Source organism: Plesiomonas sp. PI-19, from assembly GCF_021368255.1.
Classification (GTDB): Bacteria; Pseudomonadota; Gammaproteobacteria; order Enterobacterales; family CAMTGL01; genus Plesiomonas; species Plesiomonas shigelloides.
The window spans coordinates 1,622,270-1,647,555 of record NZ_JAJNMQ010000001.1 but is presented as its reverse complement, the minus strand read 5'-3'; the positions used below and the strand labels follow the sequence as shown (position 1 = coordinate 1,647,555).

General features: G+C 50.2%; 19 protein-coding genes. 9 read left to right on the top strand and 10 right to left on the bottom strand.

Going from position 1 to position 25,286, the window contains the following annotated elements; translation table 11 throughout:
- Positions 1 to 106: 106 nt before the first annotated feature.
- Positions 107 to 1,735 (top strand): L,D-transpeptidase, encoded by a 1,629-nt coding sequence (gene ldtD / locus LQ901_RS07480; RefSeq protein ID WP_233672119.1) that lies wholly within the window; start codon positions 107 to 109, stop codon positions 1,733 to 1,735.
- Between the two features lie 584 nt (positions 1,736 to 2,319).
- Positions 2,320 to 2,880 (top strand): YcbK family protein, encoded by a 561-nt coding sequence (locus LQ901_RS07475; protein WP_039045343.1) that lies wholly within the window; start codon positions 2,320 to 2,322, stop codon positions 2,878 to 2,880.
- Positions 2,881 to 2,989: 109 nt separating this feature from the next.
- On the opposite strand, the gene LQ901_RS07470 is transcribed toward LQ901_RS07475, so the two are convergent.
- Positions 2,990 to 4,786 carry a lysophospholipid acyltransferase family protein gene (locus LQ901_RS07470; RefSeq protein ID WP_233672118.1) on the bottom strand — a complete coding sequence of 599 codons (1,797 nt, stop codon included), beginning with the start codon at positions 4,784 to 4,786 and terminating at the stop codon, positions 2,990 to 2,992.
- A gap of 332 nt (positions 4,787 to 5,118) precedes the next feature.
- On the bottom strand, positions 5,119 to 5,598 hold the full coding sequence (locus LQ901_RS07465) for a lytic transglycosylase domain-containing protein (protein WP_052181308.1): 480 nt from the start codon (positions 5,596 to 5,598) through the stop codon (positions 5,119 to 5,121).
- 127 nt (positions 5,599 to 5,725) lie between these two features.
- On the opposite strand from LQ901_RS07465, the gene LQ901_RS07460 reads away from it, so the two are divergent.
- Entirely contained in the window at positions 5,726 to 6,373 is a 648-nt protein-coding gene (locus tag LQ901_RS07460) for an MBL fold metallo-hydrolase (protein ID WP_039045342.1), read from the top strand.
- Positions 6,374 to 6,398: 25 nt separating this feature from the next.
- On the opposite strand, the gene LQ901_RS07455 is transcribed toward LQ901_RS07460, so the two are convergent.
- The 6 genes from LQ901_RS07455 to asnS form a co-directional block, all read right to left on the bottom strand.
- A complete protein-coding gene (locus LQ901_RS07455) occupies positions 6,399 to 7,151 on the bottom strand; it encodes a DUF2982 domain-containing protein (RefSeq protein WP_052181309.1) in 753 nt (250 codons plus the stop codon).
- Positions 7,152 to 7,500: 349 nt separating this feature from the next.
- Positions 7,501 to 8,691: an amino acid aminotransferase gene (locus LQ901_RS07450; protein WP_152137224.1), complete on the bottom strand. Its 1,191-nt coding sequence runs from the start codon at positions 8,689 to 8,691 to the stop codon at positions 7,501 to 7,503.
- A 148-nt stretch (positions 8,692 to 8,839) separates the two neighbouring features.
- Positions 8,840 to 9,955: a porin gene (locus LQ901_RS07445; protein ID WP_064977580.1), complete on the bottom strand. Its 1,116-nt coding sequence runs from the start codon at positions 9,953 to 9,955 to the stop codon at positions 8,840 to 8,842.
- Positions 9,956 to 10,321: 366 nt separating this feature from the next.
- Positions 10,322 to 11,572: an aromatic amino acid transport family protein gene (locus tag LQ901_RS07440; RefSeq protein WP_152137225.1), complete on the bottom strand. Its 1,251-nt coding sequence runs from the start codon at positions 11,570 to 11,572 to the stop codon at positions 10,322 to 10,324.
- 398 nt (positions 11,573 to 11,970) lie between these two features.
- The gene (locus LQ901_RS07435; RefSeq protein ID WP_064977582.1) at positions 11,971 to 13,149 is read right to left on the bottom strand and encodes a porin; all 1,179 of its coding nucleotides are present in this window, start codon (positions 13,147 to 13,149) and stop codon (positions 11,971 to 11,973) included.
- Positions 13,150 to 13,741: 592 nt separating this feature from the next.
- Positions 13,742 to 15,142 carry an asparagine--tRNA ligase gene (gene asnS, locus LQ901_RS07430; RefSeq protein WP_010861815.1) on the bottom strand — a complete coding sequence of 467 codons (1,401 nt, stop codon included), beginning with the start codon at positions 15,140 to 15,142 and terminating at the stop codon, positions 13,742 to 13,744.
- 384 nt (positions 15,143 to 15,526) lie between these two features.
- Between asnS and LQ901_RS07425 the strand changes: the two genes are divergently transcribed.
- On the top strand, positions 15,527 to 17,233 hold the full coding sequence (locus tag LQ901_RS07425) for a pyridoxal-dependent decarboxylase (protein WP_233672117.1): 1,707 nt from the start codon (positions 15,527 to 15,529) through the stop codon (positions 17,231 to 17,233).
- Positions 17,234 to 17,375: 142 nt separating this feature from the next.
- Here the strand turns inward: LQ901_RS07425 and cadR are convergent, their stop codons facing one another.
- Positions 17,376 to 17,924, bottom strand: coding sequence for a Cd(II)/Pb(II)-responsive transcriptional regulator (gene cadR / locus LQ901_RS07420; RefSeq protein WP_064977584.1), 549 nt, complete (start codon positions 17,922 to 17,924; stop codon positions 17,376 to 17,378).
- A 90-nt stretch (positions 17,925 to 18,014) separates the two neighbouring features.
- Between cadR and LQ901_RS07415 the strand changes: the two genes are divergently transcribed.
- From LQ901_RS07415 to queD, 5 genes are all read left to right on the top strand, one after another.
- Entirely contained in the window at positions 18,015 to 20,477 is a 2,463-nt protein-coding gene (locus tag LQ901_RS07415; RefSeq protein WP_233672116.1) for a heavy metal translocating P-type ATPase, read from the top strand.
- Between the two features lie 201 nt (positions 20,478 to 20,678).
- The gene (locus tag LQ901_RS07410) at positions 20,679 to 21,659 is read left to right on the top strand and encodes an HlyD family secretion protein (protein ID WP_152137227.1); all 981 of its coding nucleotides are present in this window, start codon (positions 20,679 to 20,681) and stop codon (positions 21,657 to 21,659) included.
- The gene (locus tag LQ901_RS07405) at positions 21,656 to 22,780 is read left to right on the top strand and encodes an ABC transporter ATP-binding protein (protein ID WP_233672115.1); all 1,125 of its coding nucleotides are present in this window, start codon (positions 21,656 to 21,658) and stop codon (positions 22,778 to 22,780) included. The genes LQ901_RS07410 and LQ901_RS07405 overlap by 4 nt, the downstream gene beginning before the upstream one ends.
- Positions 22,773 to 23,945 carry an ABC transporter permease gene (locus tag LQ901_RS07400; protein WP_197665251.1) on the top strand — a complete coding sequence of 391 codons (1,173 nt, stop codon included), beginning with the start codon at positions 22,773 to 22,775 and terminating at the stop codon, positions 23,943 to 23,945. Before LQ901_RS07405 ends, LQ901_RS07400 begins: the two co-directional genes overlap by 8 nt.
- Before the next feature lie 110 nt (positions 23,946 to 24,055).
- Positions 24,056 to 24,418 (top strand): 6-carboxytetrahydropterin synthase QueD, encoded by a 363-nt coding sequence (queD, locus tag LQ901_RS07395; RefSeq protein ID WP_010861808.1) that lies wholly within the window; start codon positions 24,056 to 24,058, stop codon positions 24,416 to 24,418.
- A gap of 104 nt (positions 24,419 to 24,522) precedes the next feature.
- On the opposite strand, the gene queE is transcribed toward queD, so the two are convergent.
- Complete coding sequence (gene queE / locus LQ901_RS07390; protein ID WP_233672114.1) at positions 24,523 to 25,224, bottom strand: 7-carboxy-7-deazaguanine synthase QueE; 702 nt, start codon at positions 25,222 to 25,224, stop codon at positions 24,523 to 24,525.
- Positions 25,225 to 25,286: the final 62 nt, after the last annotated feature.

The following is a 25,286-nucleotide window of genomic DNA, read 5'->3' as shown; positions in this document are numbered from 1 at the left end:
AGATTACCGCGCATGATTGGAGTATGCTTTTTTTATCCTATATTTTAATAACATCCAACCTGCACATTATTTGTGCGGATAATCTCGCTTAAAGAGCCGAATTCAGATGCGTCCATCGAAAGTCACTCAAGCCGCTGGTTGTTTATTGGTTTCTGCATTATTGGTGCAGCCTTTTGGCGTTGCGGCGGCCGCCAATGAGGCAGACACAGCAAATGTCGCCGGACCTGTGCAGCAGGGTTTACCGCAGCATGTGGAGCTTAACTTCCCACAGCAGGTCAATAAGCTGTACGCCGCCAGTAATATGCAGCCGTTGTGGCAAAACGAAGAGGCGACACGCGCCTTTTTGGTGCAGCTGAATGAACTGGCCTTGGCGGGGATCAATCCGCGCTTTACCCAGTGGGTCAAAGAGATCAGCAATACCCATTTATCAGAGATGGCGCGCGATAAACTGCTGTCTGATGCGATGCTGGGTTATCTGGGCTATGTGCAAAATGTGGGTGCAAACGGCAGTGTCTGGCTGTATGGCAACAACAAGATGGCACGTTTACCGGCACCATCTCCAGAGCGTGTTCTGGCTTGGCTGAAAGCCAAAGACCAAAATCGCCTGACGGCGTTTATTGATTCGCTAGCGCCCATGAACCCGCAATATCCGAAGATGCAAAAAGCACTGCATACTTTGCTGGAAGAGCAGCATGAAAAGGGATGGCCGCAGCTGGTCACCTCGACAACCTTGCGTCCGGGTGAATACAGCCCAATGGTGATTGGTCTGGCGCAGATCCTGCGTTTAACCGGCGATTTGCCTGCCGATTATCAGGATAACGGTGATGACCTGTATAACGCGACCTTGGTCAGCGCGGTCGAGAGTTTCCAAGCTCGTCATGGGTTGGCGACTGACGGCGTCATTGGGCCACGGACACGTTTTTGGTTAAACCAAGATCCACAAGCGCGCGCGACCTTGCTGGCGTTAAACATGCAGCGTCTGCGTTTGTTACCGGCAGAGAAAACCAATGGTATTTGGGTCAACATCCCAGATTATCGTCTGGATTACTTCCGCGATGGTAAAAAGGTGCTGGACTCGAAAGTGATTGTCGGCCGTCCGGCGCGTAAAACGCCGTTCATGCATAGCCAGCTGAATAATGTGGTGCTGAACCCGCCTTGGTCGGTACCGACTAAGCTGATCCGTGAAGATATCATCCCGAAAGTGAAGCAAAATCCGAGCTACTTGGCGCAGCATGGCTATGTGATCTTGAGTGACTGGACTGAGAACGCTTACGAGATCTCGCCGTATGATATCGATTGGAGCATGATGTCAGCGAAGAACTTCCCGTATCGCCTCAAGCAAGCGCCAGGAGATGGTAACTCGTTGGGCCGCTATAAATTCAATATGCCAAACTCAGAGGCTATTTACCTGCACGATACGCCATCCAAAGGGCTGTTCGGTAAAGATATCCGAGCGCTCAGCTCAGGCTGTGTTCGGGTGAATAAAGCGGCTGAACTGGCTGATATGCTGTTGGGCGAAGTTGGTTGGAATCAAAGCCGTATTGAAAATTCGCTGAATAAGGGCAAAACTCAGTATGTGACGATTCGTAATCGAGTGCCGGTACAGATCTATTATCTCTCTTCTTGGGTTGGGGATGATGGTCAGGTGCAATATCGTACCGATATTTACGATTACGATAAGGTGCCACGCCCAAGTGCGGTGGTACAGCGTAACCTGCGTCAGCTACTCAATTAAGCGGCTGACTGAGCGCGATACCTATATATCTGACCTCAAAAAAGAGAAGCTTTGGCTTCTCTTTTTTTGTTTTCAAGTCTTGTTCATCTAGCGGTTTTGCAGCATGCCTGACGGCGCTATTTCATGCTGTTATTTTACGCGGCTACTGAGAGTGTTCCTGATTGGCGTATACCCGATTTGAGTTCAGCGTGAAGGGGCGCGGTAGCACGACATAAATCTGAAATCGTGTCACAGCACGATATTTTCTGATATCCAGCATTTACCGCAGATGTATTGTCAGAACATTGATGGCGAAAGCTGAATCTGAGTAACAGAATCAGAAAAATCATTTCTGCCCTGTCATATTGTGATACGTCTCGATATGTTCTGTCTGAAGAAACTTATTTTGTGATTAAGTTCATGAAAATGGGTGCTTATCCGAATCTTTCTACTGACATCCGGTCTTAAATAGGTCAGCGTCAGAGGGATCTGTCAGATCTTTGTGCTGCCGTATAGGTTGACTGACTTTGCCTGTGCGGTTAAGGTGCATCGCGTTGGGTTTATAGCGTTTCCTTATAATTAACCGGATAGTAATCACTTAAATTATGCAAGATCTTGAGCAAGGGATTGATCACAGTCGTCGTAAGTGGCTTGCTTTAGGTGGCGTAGTACTCGGTTGTGCGCTGCTTCCCGGGCAAGCTTTGGCCTCATTATCTACGTCCAAACCAAAGATCCTGACATTGAATAACATCAATACCGGGGAAAAGGTTCGGGCCGAGTTTTTTGATGGTAAAAACTACGTCTCGGAAGAGTTGTCACGCCTGAATTTTTTGTTGCGTGATTACCGAGCTAATCAGGTTACCAAGATTGATAAACGATTGTTTGATCAACTATACCGCATTCAACTGATGGTCGGCGCACGTGGGGAAATCCAACTGATTTCTGGCTACCGTTCACCGAAAACCAATAAAAATCTGCGCAAACATTCTCGAGGTGTGGCTAAGCATAGCTACCATACTCTGGCACGTGCCGTGGATTTTCGCATCGAAGGCGCATCATTGAGTAATGTCCGCAAAGCGGCCATGAAAATGAAAGCCGGCGGTGTGGGCTACTATCCAAAAAGCAATTTTGTGCATGTGGATACCGGCCCTGTACGCGCATGGTAAATCTGCTTGCAGCATAATGACAAAGCCCGAACTGAGTTTCGGGCTTTGTGCTATTTAACGTTACTGAGTAGTGCTAAGAGTCGCGTGTCAAAGGCTTGTGTGTGACAGGCTATGATTGAGCCGGTTGAGTGGTTAGGCCCGTGTTTTGTGCCTTCGCGTCACCCTGCGTTGCTTTCTGAGATGACGCGCTTAAATGTGGTGTGATGTAGCGCGCGCGTTTTTTCTCTTTTAGCTTGCTGGTGTCAACCAGTACTAAGCCATCAATACAGTCAGCAAAGTCCGGATCAGTACCAAAATCCAAGAATTGCACGCCACCAGGTTCGCACAGTTCACTGTACTGTTTGTACAAGGTCGGGATCTGCGCGCCAAAATGGTGCATTAGCGATTTAAGGGTCGTGAGATCTTTAAGGTAATCCGTGCCGCAAAACTGTTGCTGTAGTTCTTTTTGCAGCTCGTTCGTCAGCTGATAAGGACGACGTGAGCGGGCAATGCTCTGGTGAGCGGCAAAATAGGTTTGATAGAAGTAAACCAGCAGGTTTTTCGCTTCCGGCGGTAAACCGTTACTGATACTGACCGGCCCGAACAGATAGCGAAAATGCGGATTGCGCGCCAAAAATGCCCCGATGCCTAGCCACAGATAATCTAAGCTGCGTAAACCCCAGTAGCGCGGCTGTACGAAGCTGCGCCCCAACTCCAGTCCTTGCTGCAAGATAGGCGTCATTCCTTCATCGTATTGAAAGAGCGAGTGGGTATAGATACCGTCTAAGCCTTTTTCGCGTAAGGTGGTAGCGGTATCGCACAATCGGTAGGCGCCGACAATCTCCAGATCCTGATCATCCCACAGCACAATGTGGACATAGTGGCGATCATAGCCATCGATGTCATACCGTTGCCCAGAGCCTTCGCCTACAGCGCGAAACGCGACTTCGCGCAAGCGACCGATTTCGCGCATGATGGCGGAGTTTTCGCTGTAGCGATACAGGTAGATTTTTTTGTCATCACTGCTGGTTCCGAGCAAATCACACTCTTGGATCTCTTTACGCAGCGTCACGCGATTTTCTGGATGGGCAATCGGGATTTCAGTGGGTAACACGCCTGCTTTATTGGAGCCGAGCTGATACAGGTGTTTGCGAAACAGTTTGATCCGCGTCGGTGTTGGTAAATGGCAAAGGGTGTGATAACTGCGATAGGGAATAGGTGCACCGATATTAATCTGGATCCCTTTATGGGTTTGATTAAACATCTCTTTGACCAGCAATAACGTGGCCAGCGGTTTGTATACCATCGACGTGCCGTAAAACAGCGCTGAGTTACGGCCTTTAATATAAATGGGCACCACTGGCGCTTGAGCGCGGCTGGCGATTCGCAAAAAGCCACTATGCCAGCGTGTATCGCGCACCCCGTTAGGGCGCAGGCGCGATACTTCACCGGCAGGGAAAATAATCACCGCGCCTTCTTGCTCTAGCCACTGATGGATCTGATTCAGGTTTTCTTTCGGTGTTTTGCCGCCCATGTTATTAACCGGCAGCAATAATGGCTCCAACGGTGCTAATTGCATCAACATGTTATTGGCGATGATTTTGACATCTTTACGCAGCTGACCAACCAAACGCAGCAGAGTAAGGCCATCCAATGAGCCGATAGGGTGGTTAGCGATGATAACGACGCGGCCCGTGACCGGTATATTTTCTAGGGCGTTATCGCGAACCGTAGCGTGAAAATCAAAATAGCGTAAAACCTGCTCAACAAACTCAAATCCGGTGACGTCCGGATAGGTGCGCGCAAATTGCTGAAAATCGTCTTCATGCAGCAGATTTTTCAGCACGGAACTCACCGGACGGTACAGCCATGTACGCTGTGGCAGTGTTGGTGCGTATTTATGAAGTACATCATCCACATTAATCATCCCTAAGCTCCAAGTCAGCGGCAGTAACGGATATTATTTACGTTAAAAATATGACATATCCGTTAATGTTACAGGGATTTTGGTAGCAGAGTAGTGCAATAAATATTCGTTAACAAAAATTGGCGAAAAAAATTGAGAGTGCTGAGGGAATGAGAAATTCGCGTTATTTTTGTCTCTCGATCCGGAATAAAAAATAACGCGTTAGCCACCGTTATTATGACAGTGACGGCTAAGGCCAAATTAATGGTGCATTTTGCGTTTCAATCCGCGTTTCAATCTATAAAAACGCCTGAACGCGTGTATCAATACCTGCAGCCATAGGGCTTCAGGTATCAAGATTGGGTATCGGGGCGAGGGCGTGCTTTTTTGACCGTATTTTTGTTTTGCTTGGCAATGAGCAAACTGAGGTAGGCATTGACCACTTTGGTGCGATAGGTAATGTGGTATTTGGGCGTTTTGGAGTGGTAGTTACCCACCGCGCACCACACATCCTCCTGACATTGGGTCAGGTGTTCACGCAAGAGAGCACCCGCGACCGCCACATTCAAGCAAGTATTGCTAGCGAGCGCTTTCCACGTTAGGCCGGGAAACTGCGCTTCTAAGCGAGGCAAATGTATGGTGTTAATCTGCATGGGCCCCAAATCGTAAGAGCCATTGCTGTTTTTACTGATGGTGCCTTTCTTGCCGCCTTCCACTTGTGAAATGGCTTTGAGCAAAATGCCCGGTACGTTGTAGAGACGGCTAGCCATACTGATGCAGTATTGCATTTCAGCGGCCGGCACGGCTTGTTCTGTATAACCTGCATCAAACATGGCACAAATTCCTTTTATCCACGTTAATACTATGGAGCAGGACAGGAAAAGTGGTAGAAGAAATTGCTTTTCGGGGACAGAAAATTGCAGAATCTGAATTCAGATCTTTTTTCTTCTCAGGTTTAGCATGAAATTTACGATTTTGCCGGTTACCGCGTTTCAACAAAACTGTTCCCTGATCTGGTGTTCGCAGACGCTGCAAGCGGCGTTAATTGACCCGGGTGGTGATGCCCCAGCCTTAAAACGTGCCATTGAACAGACCGGTGTAACCCTGACGCATATCTTGCTGACGCACGGTCATCTGGATCATGTGGGCGCAGCAGCGGAATTGGCTAGCCATTATGGGGTGCCGGTTTATGGCCCTCAGATGGCGGATAAGTTCTGGCTGGATGGGTTGTCGCAGCAGGCGCAGATGTTTGGTTTGGCCGATTGTGGTGCGTTGACGCCAGATCATTGGCTGAATGGCGGCGATGAAATTCGTATCGGTCAAATGACCTTAGAAGTGCGTCATTGCCCAGGTCATACACCAGGTCACGTGGTGTTTGTGAATCAGGCTGAGAAGATGGCGTTCGTTGGCGATGTGTTGTTCAAAGGCGGTATTGGTCGCACGGATTTCCCTATGGGCGATCATGCGCAGCTGCTGGCTTCGATCCGCAGTGAATTGTGGTCATTGAGTGATGATACGGTGTTTGTGCCGGGGCATGGTCCGTCATCCACCATCGGTCATGAGAAACGGACAAATCCTTTTGTCGGTGAGGATATGCCAGCCTGGTAAGACTGTGCATCATCTTACGCGATGATTATTCAGTATGCTGATCAGTGTGCAGGTGTTGTAGCGCTAAGCCGGATTCGGCGGCGGGGATCACCTGTCCGTCAGCATACTGATAAGCACTGCGCTCGGCGTGTTCACGATAGCTGCGCGAGAGGGTAATCACTTCCTGCGCGGAGCGATCCAGCGCAGTGATGGGGATATAAAGATCGTAGCCTAGTAAACGCCGGCAGTGGCGCATCCGGTTCAGCAGCATGGCTTCTGTACCGGTGTAAATTTCTTGCTGCAGCACCACTGGTGTGTCGTCATACAGCAGCGTGCCATCATACGGGACGCTGAATTCCTCTTGCGACATACCAATATCAATCAGATCGCGTTGTTCGCTAATCAGACTGTTGATCAAATCAGGGCTGATGCGGTCTAAAATCGCGGTGTAGTTTCTAACACGCACGCCGAGATAGTCTAGCGGTTGCCAATCCAGCCCCACTTGCTGGCGTGGTACACCAATACTCTGAATTTCCTGCCACGGTAATGCCCAGCCGCCATGGCGGTGATGATACTGAATGTGCCCGACTGACAGTGTCAGCCCAATATCCGGCTCTAACCAGCGTTTAAAGCCATGCCATGACAGGTAAATGGCTGGAAACAGCATCAGCAGGAGAAACAGCCAGCCATGCTCGCTGATATACATCAGGAACACTGCCGAGAAGCAGAGTAAGGTGCCGCTTAGCAGCAGCGTCAGACAATGCTTTTTGATCACGGGGCGCATGTGCAAACTTTCCATCGGCCTCTCCTGAATGACAAGCGTGTTATGAGTATGGAAGTATCTGTGTCATTTTGAGAAGTTCTTCACAGTTATTTTTGCGTGCAAAAGATCGTTGCAGACAAAATGTCTGTTTAGCTTGAGTTATGGCGGCGAGCTAAACACTGGCAGGCTGATAAAAGTACGCAACGTTTGAGCTGTGCCCTCAGAAAGGCGACGTGATGAGTGAGCGGGGGAATTGGTCAGGAGCGTTTAGCATGAATGGATTAGAGGCAAAATATTACGGCCAGCGTTAGCTGACCGTAATAGCGTGAGGTGATCTTAGGTGAGCGTTAAAGATGAGCGCTCAAGAAGTACTCGCTCGACAGATTTACAGTACTTGAGCAATTGCCTGACACAGCGGATCAATGTTGGAGGAGGTGATCCCTGCCACATTGATACGACCGGAGCCGACAGCATAAATTGCAAATTCATCTTTCAAACGGGCAACCTGCTGTGGATTCAGGCCACTAAAAGAGAACATACCATTTTGACGTGCGATGAAGCTGAAATCACGGTTCGCGCCCAGCGCTTGCAGTTTGGCGACAAACAGCTCACGCATCTGATGAATGCGACCACGCATCTCAGTCAGTTCCGCTTCCCACTCTGCTTTCAGCTGCGGGTCAGACAGGATCAACGCAACAACGGCAGCACCGTGTGCAGGTGGGTTGGAGTAGTTAGCACGGATCACCGATTTGACTTGGCTAAACGCACGCTCCGCGGTTTCCTGATCGGCTGCGACCAAAGTACAAGCACCGACGCGCTCGTTGTACAGGCCGAAGTTTTTAGAGAAGGAGCTGGCTACCAGCAATTCGCTGTGGTTGGCGCAGAAAGCGCGCAGGCCGTAAGCATCTTCTTCCAGACCACGAGCAAAGCCTTGATAGGCGAAGTCAAACAGTGGCAACCAGCCTTTGGCTGCTGACAGCTTGGCCAGTTGATCCCACTGCGCTGGCGTTGGGTCGATACCGGTTGGGTTGTGGCAGCAACCGTGGAATAACACCACATCACCCGCTTTGGCTTGCTCCAGTGAGGTCAGCATGGCATCAAAGTCGAGCGCCATATTGGCGGCATCAAAATAACCGTACTCACGCACTTCCAGACCGGCCGCTTTAAACACGCTCGCGTGGTTAGGCCAAGTTGGATTGCTGATCCAAATCGTGCTCGCAGAGGTTTGGCGAGCGATGAATTCCGCAGCAACACGCAGAGCACCTGTACCACCAGGTGTTTGTGCGGTTTTGGCACGCTTTTCCCGCACAATAGCGCTGTCAGCGCCAAACAGCAGGGCTTGAGTGCAGGCGGCAAAACTGGCTAGGCCATCAATGCCCAGATAGTTTTTGCTGCTTTCTTCTTCCAGCAGACGTTTTTCCGCTTTTTTCACGCTGTGCAGTACCGGGGTTTGGCCGGCATCATCCTTGTAAACACCAACGCTAAGGTTAATTTTGTGAGTTCGTGGATCGGCGCGGAAGGTATCGGCGAGGCCGAGAATTGGATCTGCCGGAGCGGCAATGATGTGTTCAAACATATGTGGTGACATCCATGCAAGTAATACAAAGTTCCTTTATCCTTATACCTTTTGCATAGTGTCTTGACAATCAATCCGGCCAAGAAAAAACACAAGAAAAGGCGCCGTAGCGCCTTTATGTCACCCTGTTGTTAATCTGCTGGATTGGTCAGAAGTTGTACTGGAACGCAACGGCGACCACATCATCGGTGAGCACACTGTTTTGACGAGTGTATTCGTTGTTGTCGAGCAGATTGATTTTGTAATCCACATAGGTGGTGAAGTGGTTATTGATCGCGTAGTTCAACGATAAGTCGACATATTTACTGTAATCCTGATCGCCATAACCGTTTAAGCTTTTCGCTTTACCTTGCGCATAGGCAATACCTGGGGTCAGGCCCATGTCGAAGGTGTATTGCGCGGTCAAGAAATAGGCTTGTGTTTTGTCAGCAAAGTTGTTGTTATTGTTGATATCAACATACGGTTGCTGATTGTCGGTTTCGGCATACACCGCTGACAGATAGATGTTGTTAAGATCGTATTTTGCGCCCAGAGCCCACATATGCGCGCGGCTTTCGTTGAAGTCTGACGCCAGTGGAGCACCGAGATTACGAATGGCCTGCATATCTTTGCTACCGGCGTTATATGCACCACCTAAGGTGATGCCGACCGAATCGAAGGTATATTGCAATGAGGCACCGGCACCTTCGCCCTGTACGCCGGTACTGCTAGCCAGATATTGCAGACCCATATCAAAGCCAGCATAGCTGTAGCGGTATTGCAGCATACCGTTACCACGGCCTGAACCGAACATCGAATCTGGATCTATCACGGTACTGCCTGAGACTTCGGAGAAGTAACCCAACGTATCTTCACCAAATTCTGGCAGCATATCGGCATACTGGGTCACGTCATACATCACAGACCAGTTATGACCGTATTGAATGGTGCCATAGGTATCATGGGTTAAGCCGGCATAGCCTAAGCGAACTTCACCTTCTTCGCCCCAAAATGAGTTTTCGTTATTATTGATTGGCTGGTTATATTCAAAATGACCAAAGCCTTTCAATTCAGGATTAATTTCTGTTGTGCCTTTGATACCAAAGCGAGAGTTACTCTGATCCCCGTGTGTGGAAATGTCATTTTTCTTGGAGAAGTGGTAATCCCCCATGACATACCCATAGAAATCAATGGTATTCCCATCTTTGTTATACAGTTCAACAGCATAGCTGGTGGACGATAGTAAAAGAGCAGGTAAAACTACGGCAAGAGAATTGTATTTCATGGTTAAACCCCTTGTATTTTTAGGGTGTTTTGCACCCACCACAGCTTTATTGCGGCGTACATTCCAAATTCGCCGTTGCATTAATAAGAATAGAAGGGGTTGGTAAATTCGCCATTTAAAACACGTTGCCGTATTTAGCGCTAATCATCAGGAATACATGATAAATATGCGAAAAATAAAGCAAGGAAAGAAAGTAAATAGCGTGAGATAGAAGAGAAAAAAGCAAGAGAAAGGAAATACGCGAGCAGAGATTAAATAAAAAAGAAGAAACAACTTAAAATAGCTAAGAAAATGAAGAGTCAAAGAATAAAAACGCCCCAAAAAGGGGCGTGATAAAAAACTCGCTAGGAGATGAGAGGAATGCAGTTAGAACAACAAATTAAACACTAACGCAGATACCGCCAGCAGACCAACGGCCAAGGTAAAGTAGGTACCAAAACGGTGACGATAGGCATGCAGTGATTTGACGTTATAAACCGCATACACCGGCATGATAAACAGGATAATCGCGATCACCGGACCAGACAGCGCTTCCATTACGCCCAGAATGCTTGGGTTTTGGATAGCAGAGAACCAGATAGCCAGAAACAGGATCACAATACTCAGTTTGTCAGCATGACGCAGTGATAAGCGAGTATTTTTGGTCAACAAGCCATTCAGACTTTCGCGCGCACCAAGGAAGTGGCCTAAGAATGAGGAGGTAATGGCAATAAACGCAACCAACGGCCCCAGTAAACCCAGCACTGGATTGTGCATGATGTTGGCCAGATAAGACAAAATCGACACGTTTTCGGCTTTGGCCTGTGCCAGTTGAGCCGGCGACAAGGTCAGTACGCAAGAGAACACAAACAGCAGCACAAAACAGACCAGCATGGTGGTGGTACGACGCATGATGCTATCTGTTTTCGCCTCAGAGTGTGCGCCATAGCGTTGGCGTTGTACTTTGGCAAAATAAGAGACTGCCGGAGTGTAGCTGAATGAGAACACCACGACCGGAATGGCCAGCCACAATGTGGTCATAAAATCTTTAGCTGACGGCATACTCAGTGCTGGCATTTGCCAATGTGGGATCAAATACAAAGAGAGCAGGCCCAAAATACCGGCGAGTGGATACACCATTACTTCAAAACTTTTCAGCAACACTTTTTCGCCGGCAATCATGATAGCAATCAGAGCGAAAATCAGGCCACCCGACAGCAGCGCGCGTGGTGGCGAAGCCATGCCAAGCTGATTGACCATAAAACTATCCGTAGTATTGGTGATCGCAACACCGTAAATCATCAGGATGGGGAAGATTGACAGAAAATAGAGCAAGGTAACCAAGCGGCCAAAACGCGCTCCGAAATGCTCATCCACCACATCGGTAAAATCTGCTTCAGCATTGGCTGAAGAGTGTACAAAGCGTGCAAGACCACGGTGAGCTAGATAGGTCATCGGGTATGCCAGTGCTGCCAGAATCAGCAGCGGCCAGAAACCGCCAATCCCCAGATTGATAGGCAGGAATAAAATGCCGGCGCCAACGGCAGTGCCAAACAGGCTAAAGACCCAATGCGAGTCTTGCTTGGACCAAACGAGAGTTTTTGATTCGGTAGGGGATAGTGCTACAGCGGATTTCATGACGGTTTCCGAGGTGGTTAATCTTTACGTGCATAGTACTCGCTGTACCTGTTGAGCGCATTTGACTAAGCCAGTGATAAAAACCATGAATTTCGCACTAAAATAGAATAAATGGTTTTTATATCCAAGTTATCAAAATTAAATGCCTTTAAATTGCTATAAACAGTGAATACATAGCCTGAAATTTTACGCTATGCAAATTTGTGTGATGACAACTGTAAACTTAGGATTACATGCTGAGAAATGGTGGTTGGTAAGTTATTTATTGCGCAAAAGGTGAGCAAGAAAGGAATTGATAGCGAGATTATGGTTCTTCATGTCGGGCTAACGAAAAAAGCCGATCTCCCGTAGGAGATCGGCGCAGCTCGCAATATCTAAATTTTTCGCGTAGCGAGAAATTAGAAGGTGTATTGCAGGCCCACAGCAGCAACGTTGTTGGTGTACAGAGCGTTGTTGGCAGTGTATTCGTTGTTGTCCAGCAGGTTGATCTTATAGTCAACATACGCATTCATGTTAGCGTTGAAGTTATAAGTCAGCGCCAGGTCAACATACTTGCTGTAGTCTTGGTTGCCTACGTAACCATTTGGATGACGCAGCCAGCCTTGAGCATAACCGATGCTTGGAGTCAGGCCGTTGTCGAAGTTGTATTGAGCAACAGCGAACACTGCTTGGCTGGTAGAAGCAAATGCGTTTTCGTTGATGCTGTTTACATCACCGATGTTTCCACTCTTACCGGTGATAGGCTTCATACTGTAAGCCATTTGGTTTTTGGTTTGGGTATAGTTGATTGCTGCATAGATGTTGTTAGCATCATACTTAGCACCAACTGACCATAGCTGTGCGTTTTTATCATTGGCTAGGTTTTGTTTCTGCCAATCAGATTTCTGCGCGTTGTTGTAAGTCGCACCCAGAGTTACGCCCATGCCGGCGTCGTAAGTCATCGCGATACCGTAACCAGTACCGTTCTCGATCAGACGAGAATAGCTGTGGTTGGAGCTGTCGCCATCATAAGAATCGTTTGGTGCCAGCAGTTGCAGTGCCAGGTTGAAACCATCCCAGCTATTACGATACTGCAGAACGCCGTCAGAACGACCGTTACCGAACAGAGTTGGCGCAGAGCCGCTGTAGTTGTTGGTTGCTTCAGGCATGTAACCTTGGGTATCTTCACCCCATTCTGGCAGCATATCAGTGAAGCCAGTTACGTCATAAGATACGCCCCAGTTACGACCATAGCTGATGCTACCGTAACGGTCATCTTTCAGGCCAGCAAAGGCCAGACGCATTTGGTTAGGGCCGTTGAAGTTGTTGTCTTCGTTTGGCGCCAAGTTGTATTCAACTTGACCGAAACCTTGCAGGTGATCGTTGATTTGAGTGGTGCCATTCAGGCCCAAGCGAACGTAGCTTGCATCGCCACGATCATACATTCCAGCATTGTGGTTAGATACGAAATGGTATTCACCAGCAATTTTGCCGTACAGATCCAGTTTGTTGTTATTCTGATCGTAGATTACTGCGGCATTAGCTGCGCCTGCTACCAGCAGTGCTGGGATCATGGCTGCAAGAACAGTACGTTTCATGCTATTTCCTCATTCAGTGACGTAGAGTTCCGCTTGATTCTCATTAGTGCGGAACTTTCCTTGAGGCGTAATGTCGCATTTGTGATGATGTGATGCTAGTCACTAATTGCATCCATCCGTATCAGTCTTTGCAGCGAGAAACCGACTGTAATTAATTGTGTCCCCGATGAAACTTATTTGATATTGCGACTTCTCTTATTTTACGAATTATCAATTTAATGCTTTTACTTTCGCGTTGAAAATATTTGTTCACATCATAAAAAGAAGACATCTCGTTTTAAATCTCGTGACTTATACCCGCATTGAATAAAACATGAGCGTTCGATAATTGCGAGTGTAAATAAAAGAGGATGAAAGGATTCGTCACTTTAATTGCAGAGCAAACGAATAGCGGGCGTATTGATAAATCCGGTTTATTCGTTTTTGTTTATGATGAGTGTGAGACATGATTCGTCAATAGTCTCAACAGGGTGATATCTAAAAATAAAAGCCGGACAATGCCGGCTTTTATTATCTACGCGTCTCTACGGTCTAATCTTAGCGGTCTCAGTTCAACACGAGAAGACTGGATGACCTTATGTGAGAAACCGTATTAGAACAGCGCGTTACGTGGAGTCCGTGGGAATGGGATCACGTCACGAACGTTCTGCATACCGGTGACATAAACCACCAGACGCTCGAAGCCCAGACCGAAACCTGCGTGTGGCACGGTGCCGTAACGGCGCAGATCGCGATACCACCAGTAGTCTTCTTTGTTCAGACCCATTTCATCCAGACGGGCATCCAGAACATCCAGACGCTCTTCACGCTGTGAACCACCGATGATTTCACCGATTCCTGGAGCCAGAACGTCCATCGCAGCCACGGTCTTACCGTCTTCGTTCATACGCATGTAGAAGGCTTTGATGTCTTTCGGGTAGTTCTTCACGACCACTGGGGATTGGAAGTGCTCTTCCGCCAGATAACGCTCGTGCTCAGAAGCCATATCGACACCCCAGAACACTGGGTTTTCGAACTGCTTACCGCAAGTTTCCAGGATCTTAATCGCGTCGGTGTAGTCAATCTGGGCAAAGTCAGAAGCGATGAAGCGCTCCAGACGTGCAATGGCATCTTTATCTACACGCTCGGCGAAGAACTTCATGTCGTCCATGCGCTCGTCGAGTACCGCTTTGAACACGTACTTCAGCAGTTGCTCAGCCAGACCGGCAGCATCGTCCAAGTTCGCGAACGCGATCTCTGGCTCTACCATCCAGAACTCAGCCAAGTGGCGAGTGGTGTTAGAGTTTTCTGCGCGGAAGGTTGGGCCAAAGGTATATACCTTAGACAGCGCACACGCATAGGTTTCAACGTTCAGCTGACCAGATACTGTCAGGAATGCTTCTTTACCGAAGAAGTCTTCGCTGTAATCCACTGTGCCTTTATCGGTACGTGGCAGGTTTTCCATATCCAGCGTGGATACGCGGAACATTTCACCGGCACCTTCACAGTCAGAAGCAGTGATCAGTGGCGTAGAGATCCACAGATAGCCGTTCTCATGGAAGAAACGGTGGATCGCTTGTGCCAGGGTGTTACGCACACGGGTCACCGCACCCACGATGTTGGTACGGGCACGCAGGTGGCCGACTTCACGCAGGTATTCAATAGAGTGACGCTTGGCCGCCATCGGGTAAGTATCCGGATCTTCAACCCAACCCAGAACGGTAATAGAAGTGGCTTGCACTTCAAACGCTTGGCCTTGACCCATGGAAGCAACCACTTTACCGGTGACTTCAACAGAACAGCCGGTTGTCAGGCGCAGTACTTCGCTCTCGTAATTAGGCAGAGTATTAGCAATGACAGCCTGCAGCGGGTCAAAACAAGAACCGTCATAAACGGCAAGGAATGAGATTCCTGCTTTGGAATCTCGACGGGTGCGCACCCAACCCTTCACGGTGACTTCACTGTCAACTGGGGCTTGGCCGCGCAACACATCAACTACAGGCATTACGCTCATAATGTTCTCATACTCCAATTTTTGCTTTTTGTTTGGCACTGAATGTGCTCAGCAAGGATAACTGCTTATGTTACCTGCCGATCAGCAGGACTCAAGTACAAATTCCTGCTAATTGTATTTTAAAAGTGCGTTTTGTCGTTTTCAGCATCGATTTGCTGTTTGCGAGACTTTTTAGCCGTGATCTTGGCACGAGTTGCTAGTTATTGAGTTTTTAGTGGTTTATATGTCTAGATCTTGTTTTTATGTCAAAGTAATAAGCTGAAATAATGTTTAAATGCCATTCATTGTTTTGTCTATTTGATGTGTATATAGTGAATCGTGCTAGAGCGATAAAGTTATGGCTGTTGTTGTTTGGCAGCTTCAGATACAAGGATATAAATGCTCATGAATCAGCACGATATGTGGCTAAACTCTGCCGAAGCGAATGACGTTTCATCTTATTTTTCAGGTCGTTACCGTCAGGTGATGGACTGGTTCTTCAGCCGTGACCCTAAACATTGGCCGGTGTATCAAGACCTCGGATTCCAGCAAATCAACGCATTTCGTCAAAAACATCTCGCTCCTGCCGAGCGGTTGGCTGCTTATCCGCAAGGTGAGCGCTTTTTTGCCGAGATTGAATCTCTCAGTGCGGTTAAACCGGGAATGCACCAGCCGGGGAATGGCCCTGATCCGCTGCTGACCTTTGCGGCGGCGATGTCTAAAGATTGGGAAAACCCAAGTTCTGTCGAGAATGTCATCACGATGCCGTGTGATCCGGCGGTGTATGGCGCGATGATGTGCTCGCTGGCTAACCCGAATTTGGCGTATTGCGAATATGCGGGGATGGCGGACCATCTGGAAAAAACGGTGATCCGCCAAGTGGCGACGCTGGCCGGTTATGATCCCGCACAAGCGACCGGTGTGTTCACCCAAGGCGGTACGTTCTGTAACCTGTACGGCTATCTGCTGGGTATTCGTAAATCGCTGCCTGAAGCGCGGACTTTGGGGATGGGGGTCGATCAGGATTATCGCATCATCAATTCCCAAGGTGGTCACTACTCCAACATGACGAACTTGTCATTGCTGGGGGTCGATATCCGCCATAAAACCATTCGTATCAAAGTCACCGAAAGTAATGACATCGATTTGGTGGATTTAGAGCGTCAGATGCGTGCTTGCTTTGATGTGCACTGTAAAATTCCGGCCATCATGTTGACGCTGGGTACGACCGATACGTTCGGCGTTGACCGCATCAAGCCCGTGTATGATCTGCGTAATCGTCTGTGTGATGAATATGATATTGCGGTGAAACCGCACATTCACGCGGATGCGGCAGTTGGTTGGTCGATGCTGTTCTTCCTTGATTATGATTTTGATCGTAACCCATTGGAGATCAACGAATCGACCTTAGCGGGGATTCGCCATAACGTTGAGCGTTTCCGTGAAGTTAAATATGCCGATTCGTTTACTGTCGATTTCCAGAAGTGGGGATATGTCCCGTACACCTCCAGTCTGGTGATGATCAAAAATCGCGATGACATGCATGCGCTGGAAAACGATCCAGAAAACTTCTCGTATTTTGAGCATGACTTGCAAGGTCAAACTCACTTGCAATCAACTATCGAGTGTTCACGCGGGGCGGCCGGTATGTTTGGGGCGTTTTCGGCGCTGCAGCATATGGGGATTGAAGGCTATCAGATTATTCTGGCGCACTGTCTGCAAAACGCGAACTACTTCCGCCATCAGCTGCAGCAATTGGGCAATGTGAAATTGATGGTGCCGGAAAACCAAGGCCCAAGCGTGGGCTTTAAAGTGTATGACCCAAATTGCGTGCAAGATCCAGAAGCCGAGTTTTTGCTGGAGCAAAGCTGCATGACCGATTCGCAGGCGATGGAGCGGATGAAACGCAATAGCCATTACCACCGTGAGCAGTTTATGCAGCGTGGCAAGTTTGGTCTGTACACCAACTGGGTCGAATTTATTGCGCGTTCGTCTTACAACGCTAAAGGCGCGTATGCCTATATCCCGGGAGAGAAAGCGGTCTTTATGAATCCGGCCACTGGCCGCGAACAAATTGACCAGTTTATTCAGCGGATGAAACAGTTTCGCTGAAGCCGTTCCGTTCAGTCGCGGTTACGCGTTTAACTCATACTGAGTGTTAGCACGGCATTGCCGTTGTAGATTGAAGCGGCAAATCACCACGGTCTTCGCATTCACGTTCTTGTGATAAAGGATGAGATACGAAGGCCGTTTTTTATTCGTGTTGGCAGGCGGTATGGCTGCAGCGTTCGGCTTCTCGCTGTAGAGAGCAGCTTTCTGCGCTGTGACAAGGGCAAGACTCACCTTCAGCGGCAGCAATCAATGAATTCAGTACGCCACGACATTTACACGGCGATGGGGCTTGCTCGGCGGCGGTGAGCAGGGTTTGCAAAATCCCACATTGCTTATTAGCCGGATATTCATCAGTGCAGCGTTCGCGCAGCATAATGAGTTGCTGCTCTAAGCGGTGTAGCTTATCCAATTGCTGATGCACATTTTGAATATGCTGGTCGATCATCGCATTGGTTTCTGCGCAGCCAAGGGCAGGATTATCTCGGTAGTTGGCCAATTGCCGGATCTCCGCCAGAGACATATCCAGCGAGCGACAATGCAAAATAAAATTCAGCTCGGACAAATGCTGAGATTGGTACATACGATAGCCCGACGCATTGCGTGCCGGCGCTGACAGCAAGCCTTCTTTCTCGTAGTAGCGGATAGTTTCGACTTCCGTTCCCGCCTGCCGAGCCAGTTCACCGATTCTCATCTTTCCCTCCGAATTTTCTTGCGAAAAGCCTTGACCCTGAAGTGACTTCAGGGTGTGGAATAAGCATAAAACCTTTCGAAGGAGCCGACAATGACTTCATGCTGCCAGAAAAATAATCAGATGCGCGAGGCTGCCAACGCCGGTACTTGCTGTGCCACGCCTGCGGCAAAGGCCGCGCAAAAGCAGAGCGCGGGAGCTGGCTGTTCAGTCAGTAAAACCGCAACCACTCAAACCGTCGCCACGGCGCATGAGCACGCGTGCGGCCAACATGCTGCTGACCATGGTCATGCGCACGAGCACAATCATGAACACACACATACTCATGCCCATGGCGGATGCTGCGGTCATGAGCATGCGTCGCATGCTGCGACCAGCCGTGTGAGTTTGGGCGAGGGCGGCGACGCCCGTTTCCTGACTAAATTCCAAATTTTGGCGATGGATTGCCCAACCGAGTCAGGCTTGATTGAAAAGGCGCTGAGCAAAGTCAGTGGTGTGCGGACGTTAGAGTTTAACTACATCGAGCGCGTGATGGTGATGGGTCATGATTTAGATGACGTGACGCCCGTGGTTCGCGCTATTCGCGGAGTTGGCATGGAAGCGGTAGAGCTGACCGCAGAGCAAGCTGCCGCCATGCCTGCCGAGCGTAAAATCAGCTGGCGTCAACGCGGTTTGTTCGCGTTATCTGGGGTGTTTGCCGCAGGTGCAGAAGCGGTTGCCATCATAAGTGGTTCTGATACCAGTGTGTGGATTGCGCTGCTGGCCTTGGCGTCGATTGCCTGTGGCGGCTTGCCTATCTTAAAGAAAGGCTGGATTGCCCTGAAAACTGGCAGCATGAACATTCACTTTTTGATGTCAGTAGCCGTTATTGGCGCAATTGCCATTGGCCAGTGGCCGGAAGCGGCGATGGTGCTGTTCTTATTCGCCGTGGCCGAAAAGCTGGAGGATATGTCACTGACGCGTGCCGGCGAAGCGGTGAAATCCTTGATGGCTTTGGCACCGGAAACGGCGTGGATCCAGCGCGAGGGTAATTGGGTTGAAGTGTCCGTGGCCGAGGTGGCGGTGGGTACCCGCGTGCGCGTGCGCCCAGGAGAGCGGGTGCCGTTAGATGGCATGATTGTTAGCGGTACCAGCCACTTTAACGAAGCGCCGATCACCGGTGAAAGTTTGCCGGTCAGTAAAGAGCCTAACAGCACGGTGTTTGCCGGTAGTATTAATGGCGATGGGGTGGTGGAGATCCAGACTACCGCCGCTGCTAGCGGTAGCGTGCTTGCGCGCATTATTACCACCGTGCGTGATGCACAGGCCAGCAAAGCGCCGATTCAGCGTTTTATTGACCGTTTTGCCCGTTTCTATACGCCGACCGTGGTGGTCGCTGCGGTGCTGGTGGCGGTGCTGTTACCGCTGTTCGGCGTGATGCCACTGAAATCGTCGGTGTATACCGCCTTGGTGATGCTGGTGATTGCGTGCCCCTGTGCGCTGGTGATTGCTACGCCAGTGACCTTGGTCAGTGCGTTGGCGTCGTCGGCCCGTCACGGCATGTTGATCAAAGGCGGTGCGCCTTTGGAGATGGCGGCCAAAATCAATGCCATCGCCTTTGATAAAACCGGCACCCTGACGTTGGGCGAGCCAGAGGTGACGCAGGTGATTGTCCCACAAGGCAGTCCGCTGACTGAACACCGGATTCTGGCGTTAGCCGCAGCATTAGATGCGTACTCCACACACCCATTGGCCAGTGCGGTATTGCGCGCCGCTGTTGCTCGTCAGGCGCTAAGCAAAGAGCCGAGTGAGCAGCATAATCTGCACGCGAGTGAGATTCAGGAGCTGGTCGGTTTTGGCGTACAAGGGCATATCGAAGGCAATGCTTACTGGCTAGGCAGCCGTCGTCTGGCTGAGCGTCGTCAGGTGCTGACGGCGGCGCAGGCTGCGGAGTTAAGCGCGCTGGAAGCGCAAGGTCAGGGCTTGCTGTTGCTGATGTCAGCCGAGCAACTGCTGGGGATTTTAACTGTCGCCGATAAAATTCGCCCGGAAGCGGCGCAGGTGATCCGTCGCCTGAACCAGCAGGGGATCCATACCATTATGCTGTCAGGGGATCATCAGGGCGTAGCATCGGCGGTTGCCCGTCAGATTGGCGTGGAAGAGGCGCAAGGTGAGTTGTTACCGCAAGATAAGCTGGAGCGGATTACCGAGTTGCAAGGTCGCTATCAGCAAGTCGCCATGATTGGTGATGGCGTGAATGATGCTCCTGCGCTGGCGCGTGCTGATTTGGGGATCGCCATGGGCGCAGCTGGCTCCGATACTGCGTTGGAAACTGCGGGTGTTGCGCTGATGGAAGATCGGTTGGATAAATTACCGGATCTGTTTGCCCATGCGCGTCGTACGTCGCGCGTGTTGAAAGCCAATATCGCCATGGCGCTGGGCATTAAAGCGGTCTTTTTTGCCCTCGCGATGGCCGGTGTCGCAACCTTGTGGATGGCGGTATTCGCCGATGTAGGGGCGAGTTTGCTGGTGATTGCCAATGGCCTGCGCATGGCGAAAGATATTCAGCGCTCATAATGATCACTTTAAATGCAACATAAAATGTGAATCAGCAACAGGACGTCAGAAAATCAACCGTCTATAGTATGCACAAAGCGAGGTAGCTGCGTGCATCCATGATGGATAGTGAGTAATAACAGCCGCATCTGCTGACGATGCGGCTTTTTTGTTGTGTGCCAATTCGTTTTGTATTGATAGGCGTAAGCAAGGACAGCGGTGATGCGTAATGAAATGCGTACTGTGAAACGTGATTATCTGAAACGCGGAGTATTCGCAGCGTTGTGTTTGCTGTTATTGGGGGGATGCGATTTTGCGCCATCCTCACAAGCACTGGGAACCTTGGAGCGCGATCGGCTAACTTATCCGGCGATGGCTGCCGAAACCGTGATTGCCATGCCGGTACAAGAAGGGCAGGCGGTGACGCGTGGAACATTGTTAGTGCAGTTAGACCCCGCGCATCAACAAACCTTGGTCGAGCAAGCTTCCGCCTCACTGCAAGCAGCGCAGGCGAATTTACAAAAATTAGAGCAAGGTGCGCGCAGTGAAGATATTGCGGCCGCGGAGGCGCATTGGCGCGGCACGCAAGCACTGGAAAAAGAGAGTATCTTGCAATATCAACGCATGGTGCAGCTGTTTGCGCGAAAAGCGGTAGGGCAAGCGGAGTTGGATCAGGCTTTGGCCTCGCGCAATAACAGTCAAGCGCAGGTTAATGCAGCTTATCAGCAGTGGCTGGCGTTGAAAAATGGGTCACGTCCGGAAGATATTGCGCAGGCGCGCGCTAATGTTGCTGCCGCACAGGCTAAATTGGCCGAAAGTCAGATTGCACTGCTGCAGCTGTCGGTGGTCGCGACACGTGATGGGATCGTTGAAAGTCTGCCATTTCATTTGGGCGACCGTCCGGTAACCGGTAATACGCTGGTGGTGATGTTGGCCGACCAAGCGCCTTATGCGCGCGTCTATATTCCCGAGCCATTTCGCACGCAGATCCATGTGGGCATGACGTTGCCGGTGCGGGTCGATGGTATTAATGAGCCGATGACGGGCACGGTACGCAAAATTGCCCATGATCCGGCGTTTACCCCTTACTATGCACTGAATCGCGAAGATCGAGCGCGTTTGGTGTATTTGGCCGAAGTGCAACTGTCGCCAGAGCATAGTGATTTGCCGTCGGGTATTCCGGCGCAGGTGATCTTGCCATGATGGGGGCCGTGAGCGCATCGGATACTGCAGATGCAGTGCCTAAGACCGTTATCGATACCGTCATTGATACACAAGGAATGACGCGCCGTTTCGGTGCGTTTACGGCGGTAGATAATCTGAACCTGCATATTCGGCGTGGAGAAATATTTGGCTTTCTCGGCCCGAATGGCTGTGGCAAATCCACCACTATCCGCATGTTGACCGGTTTGCTGTCGCCGAGCGAAGGCAGTGTGCGGGTGCTGGGCCAAGTGCTACCCCAAGGTGGCGAGCGGGTGCGCACGCGCATTGGCTACATGACGCAAAAATTTTCCCTGTATGACGATCTGACCGTTGCCGAAAACCTGCATTTTATCGGCGAAGTGTATGGCTTACGCGGCGCCGTGCGTAAAGCGCGGGTGGCCGAACTGTGTCGTCAGTATGAGCTAGAGGCGTTACAACGCCGCTTGGCGGGGAGTCTCAGTGGTGGACAAAAACAGCGCTTGGCCCTTGCCGCGGCGGTTATCCATCAACCCGAGTTGTTATTTTTGGATGAGCCGACGGCTGCGGTTGATCCGCAAAATCGGCGGGAATTCTGGGAGCAACTATTTGACCTGTCCGCCGCCGGAACCACGATTTTGGTCGCCACCCATTATATGGACGAAGCCGAACGCTGCCATCGCATCGGCATCATGCAAGATGGCCGCATGCGTTTGACCGGCGCGCCAGCGCAGCTGATGAGTGAGATGGGCGGGGCGGTCTTTGAGGTTGATGGCGCGCATTTGCGTCAGCTCAAACTGCATTTATTGGGAATAACGTCGGTGATTTCTGCCGCGCAGCTGGGGGCGCGGTTACGGGTCTTGGTGAGCCATGCTGTAGCTGAGCCACTGACATTTTTACAGCAGCAGGTGCGGCAATTTGATACTCAGATGGATGCCCAACACAATGATGAGATAGATGCTAACAGCATGCGCGATGATTCTGACGCTCGCACCATTCAACCAGTTCGCCCCAGCCTAGAGGACGTTTTTGTGCTGGCGACCGGCCCGCAAGCCATGTCTTTAGCAGGAGCGCACGAAGCGATAATCTCAGATACTCCCTCAGATAACACTAAGCGAGACAGGGGAGACAACTCAGATGCCTGATTCGCCAATGATCTGCGGGTTACGCTTATTTTTACTGCGGATGAGCGCCGTAGTGCGCAAAGAGCTGCGTCAGTTATCGCGCGATCGCATGACCTTTGGCATGGTGATCATGATCCCGCTGATTCAGCTGTTTCTATTCGGCTATGCCATTAACACCAATGTGCGGCACATTCCGATTGCGGTGGTGGATCAAAGCCAGACTTCGCTGAGTCGGATCTTGCAGCAGATGGTGGCGGTGACGCAGGTGGTGGATATCAAGGCGCATTACATTCAAGTTCCCGATGCAGAAAACGCCTTACGACAGGGAAAAGTACGTGCGGTATTGGTGCTACCGCCAGATCTGGAGCGCCGTTATAACGATTATGTGCAGACACCACAACACTTTGCGCTCAGTACGCAAAATACGGTGCAACCGATAGGCCAATGGCTGGTGGATGGCTCGGATTTGATGGTGGCCTCGGCGGTACGTCAGCTGCGCAATATGTCACTGGCCGAGTTACAAAATCAGAATCCGAACTTGCAGGTGCCGGTGTTTGCTGTCGCGCAATATTACAACCCTGAGCAGCGTAGTGCGGTGAATGTGGTGCCGGGATTGACGGCCATTATCTTGACCATGACCATGATTATGTTCACGTCAGCGGCGATTGTGCGTGAGCGCGAGCGCGGTAATATGGAGCTGCTGATCAACACCCCGATCCGGCCACTGGAGCTGATGCTAGGGAAAATCATTCCCTACATTCTGGTGGGGCTGATTCAGGTCATGATCGTGTTGGGGTTAGGGCATCTGATTTTTGATGTGCCGATCACCGGTCCAGCTTATGCGATTTTTCTGTCGTCGTTGCTGTTTATTTGCGCCAGTTTGACCTTAGGCTTGATTATCTCCACGCTGGCGAAAACGCAGCTGCAATCGATGCAGATGACGGTGTTTATCCTTCTGCCGTCAATTTTATTGAGTGGCTTTATGTTCCCGTTTGAGGGCATGCCACGGCCTGCGCAGTGGATTGCCGAAGTGCTACCAGCAACGCATTTTATTCGGGTGATCCGCGCTGTGGTGCTGCGCGATGCAGGGCTGTGGGATATGCGTTTTGAGCTGTTGTGGCTGGCGATCTTTTTTATCGTCGGCTTACTGATTGCGACGCGCCGCTTTCGCAAAACGTTGGATTAGCTCTGTGCTGTTCTATAAATGGGTGGCACACGCGTCTGCAAACGGGCGCACATCCCCACGAATTCTGGTAACATCGCCGTTCCTTTATATTGCTGTATAGGAATAGAGTGATGACCACCACTTTGTTCAAAGACTTTATGTTTGAAGCGGCGCACCGCCTGCCGCATGTCCCTGAAGGGCACAAGTGCGGACGCCTGCATGGCCACTCCTTTACCGTGCGCATTGAGATCAGCGGTGAAGTTGACCCGCACACCGGATGGATTATGGATTTCGGTGACATCAAGCAGGTATTTAAACCGATTTATGACCAGCTGGATCACTATTATCTGAATGATATTGAAGGGTTGGAAAACCCGACCAGTGAAGTGTTGTCACGGTGGATTTGGGACAAACTCAAACCACAATTGCCATTGCTGTCAGCGGTGATGATCAAGGAAACCTGCACGTCAGGTTGTACTTATCGCGGCGAGTGATTTTCTTGCGAAGAGTCATTTTCGCGAAGAGTTACGTTCGCGAACTGCACGGCAAAAAAACGGTGTCTGCCTACTTCGTGTGGGCGACACCGTTTTTTTATGTCTTAGGCAATCGACAGATACTTGTGCGTTTGCACTGATAAACGCCAGTTACGAGCGATACAGGTGCGGATACACAGCTCGGTGGCTTGCGGTTTTTGACTGATCGGCTGCAAACAGATCACCGGAGTTTTGCTATGGGCGCTTGCTGCCTCGGCGCTGAGGCTTTGCTCGCGCTGCGCTAACAGTTGATCCAGCGCTTCAATATCACTTTCGCGTGCGACCGGATGTTTGATTTCATCGGCACGTAGCAAGGCATCAGTGCGTACTTGGCAGCCGCCACGCATACCCACTTTCGGCGACACTGTCACCCATGTTTGTTCTGAGCAACGAATCTCGTAAGTTCCACTGGTTTCAATCTGGCACTGGAATCCGGCCGCTTCTAACTGCGTTGTCAGCGGGGTGAGGTCATACAGGCATGGCTCGCCGCCGGTGATCACCACATGCTTAGCGGTATAGCCCTGCTCGGTAAACAGCGTTTGTAAATCGCTGATGGTCATTGAGCACCAGCTGGCCGAATCTTCAGTTTTTAAGATCAGCGCGGGATCAGACAAGCGTTGATCGGCATCAAGCTGCCACGTGTGTTTGGTATCACACCAGCTGCATTCCACCGGACAGCCCTGCAAACGGACAAAAATTGCAGGAACGCCGGTATATACCCCTTCACCCTGCAGTGTCTGAAATACTTCATTAATCGGATACAGCATCTGGATCAATAAGCCTGTGGTTGAATAGTCTGAGCACAAGTCGCGGATTATCGCAAACCCAT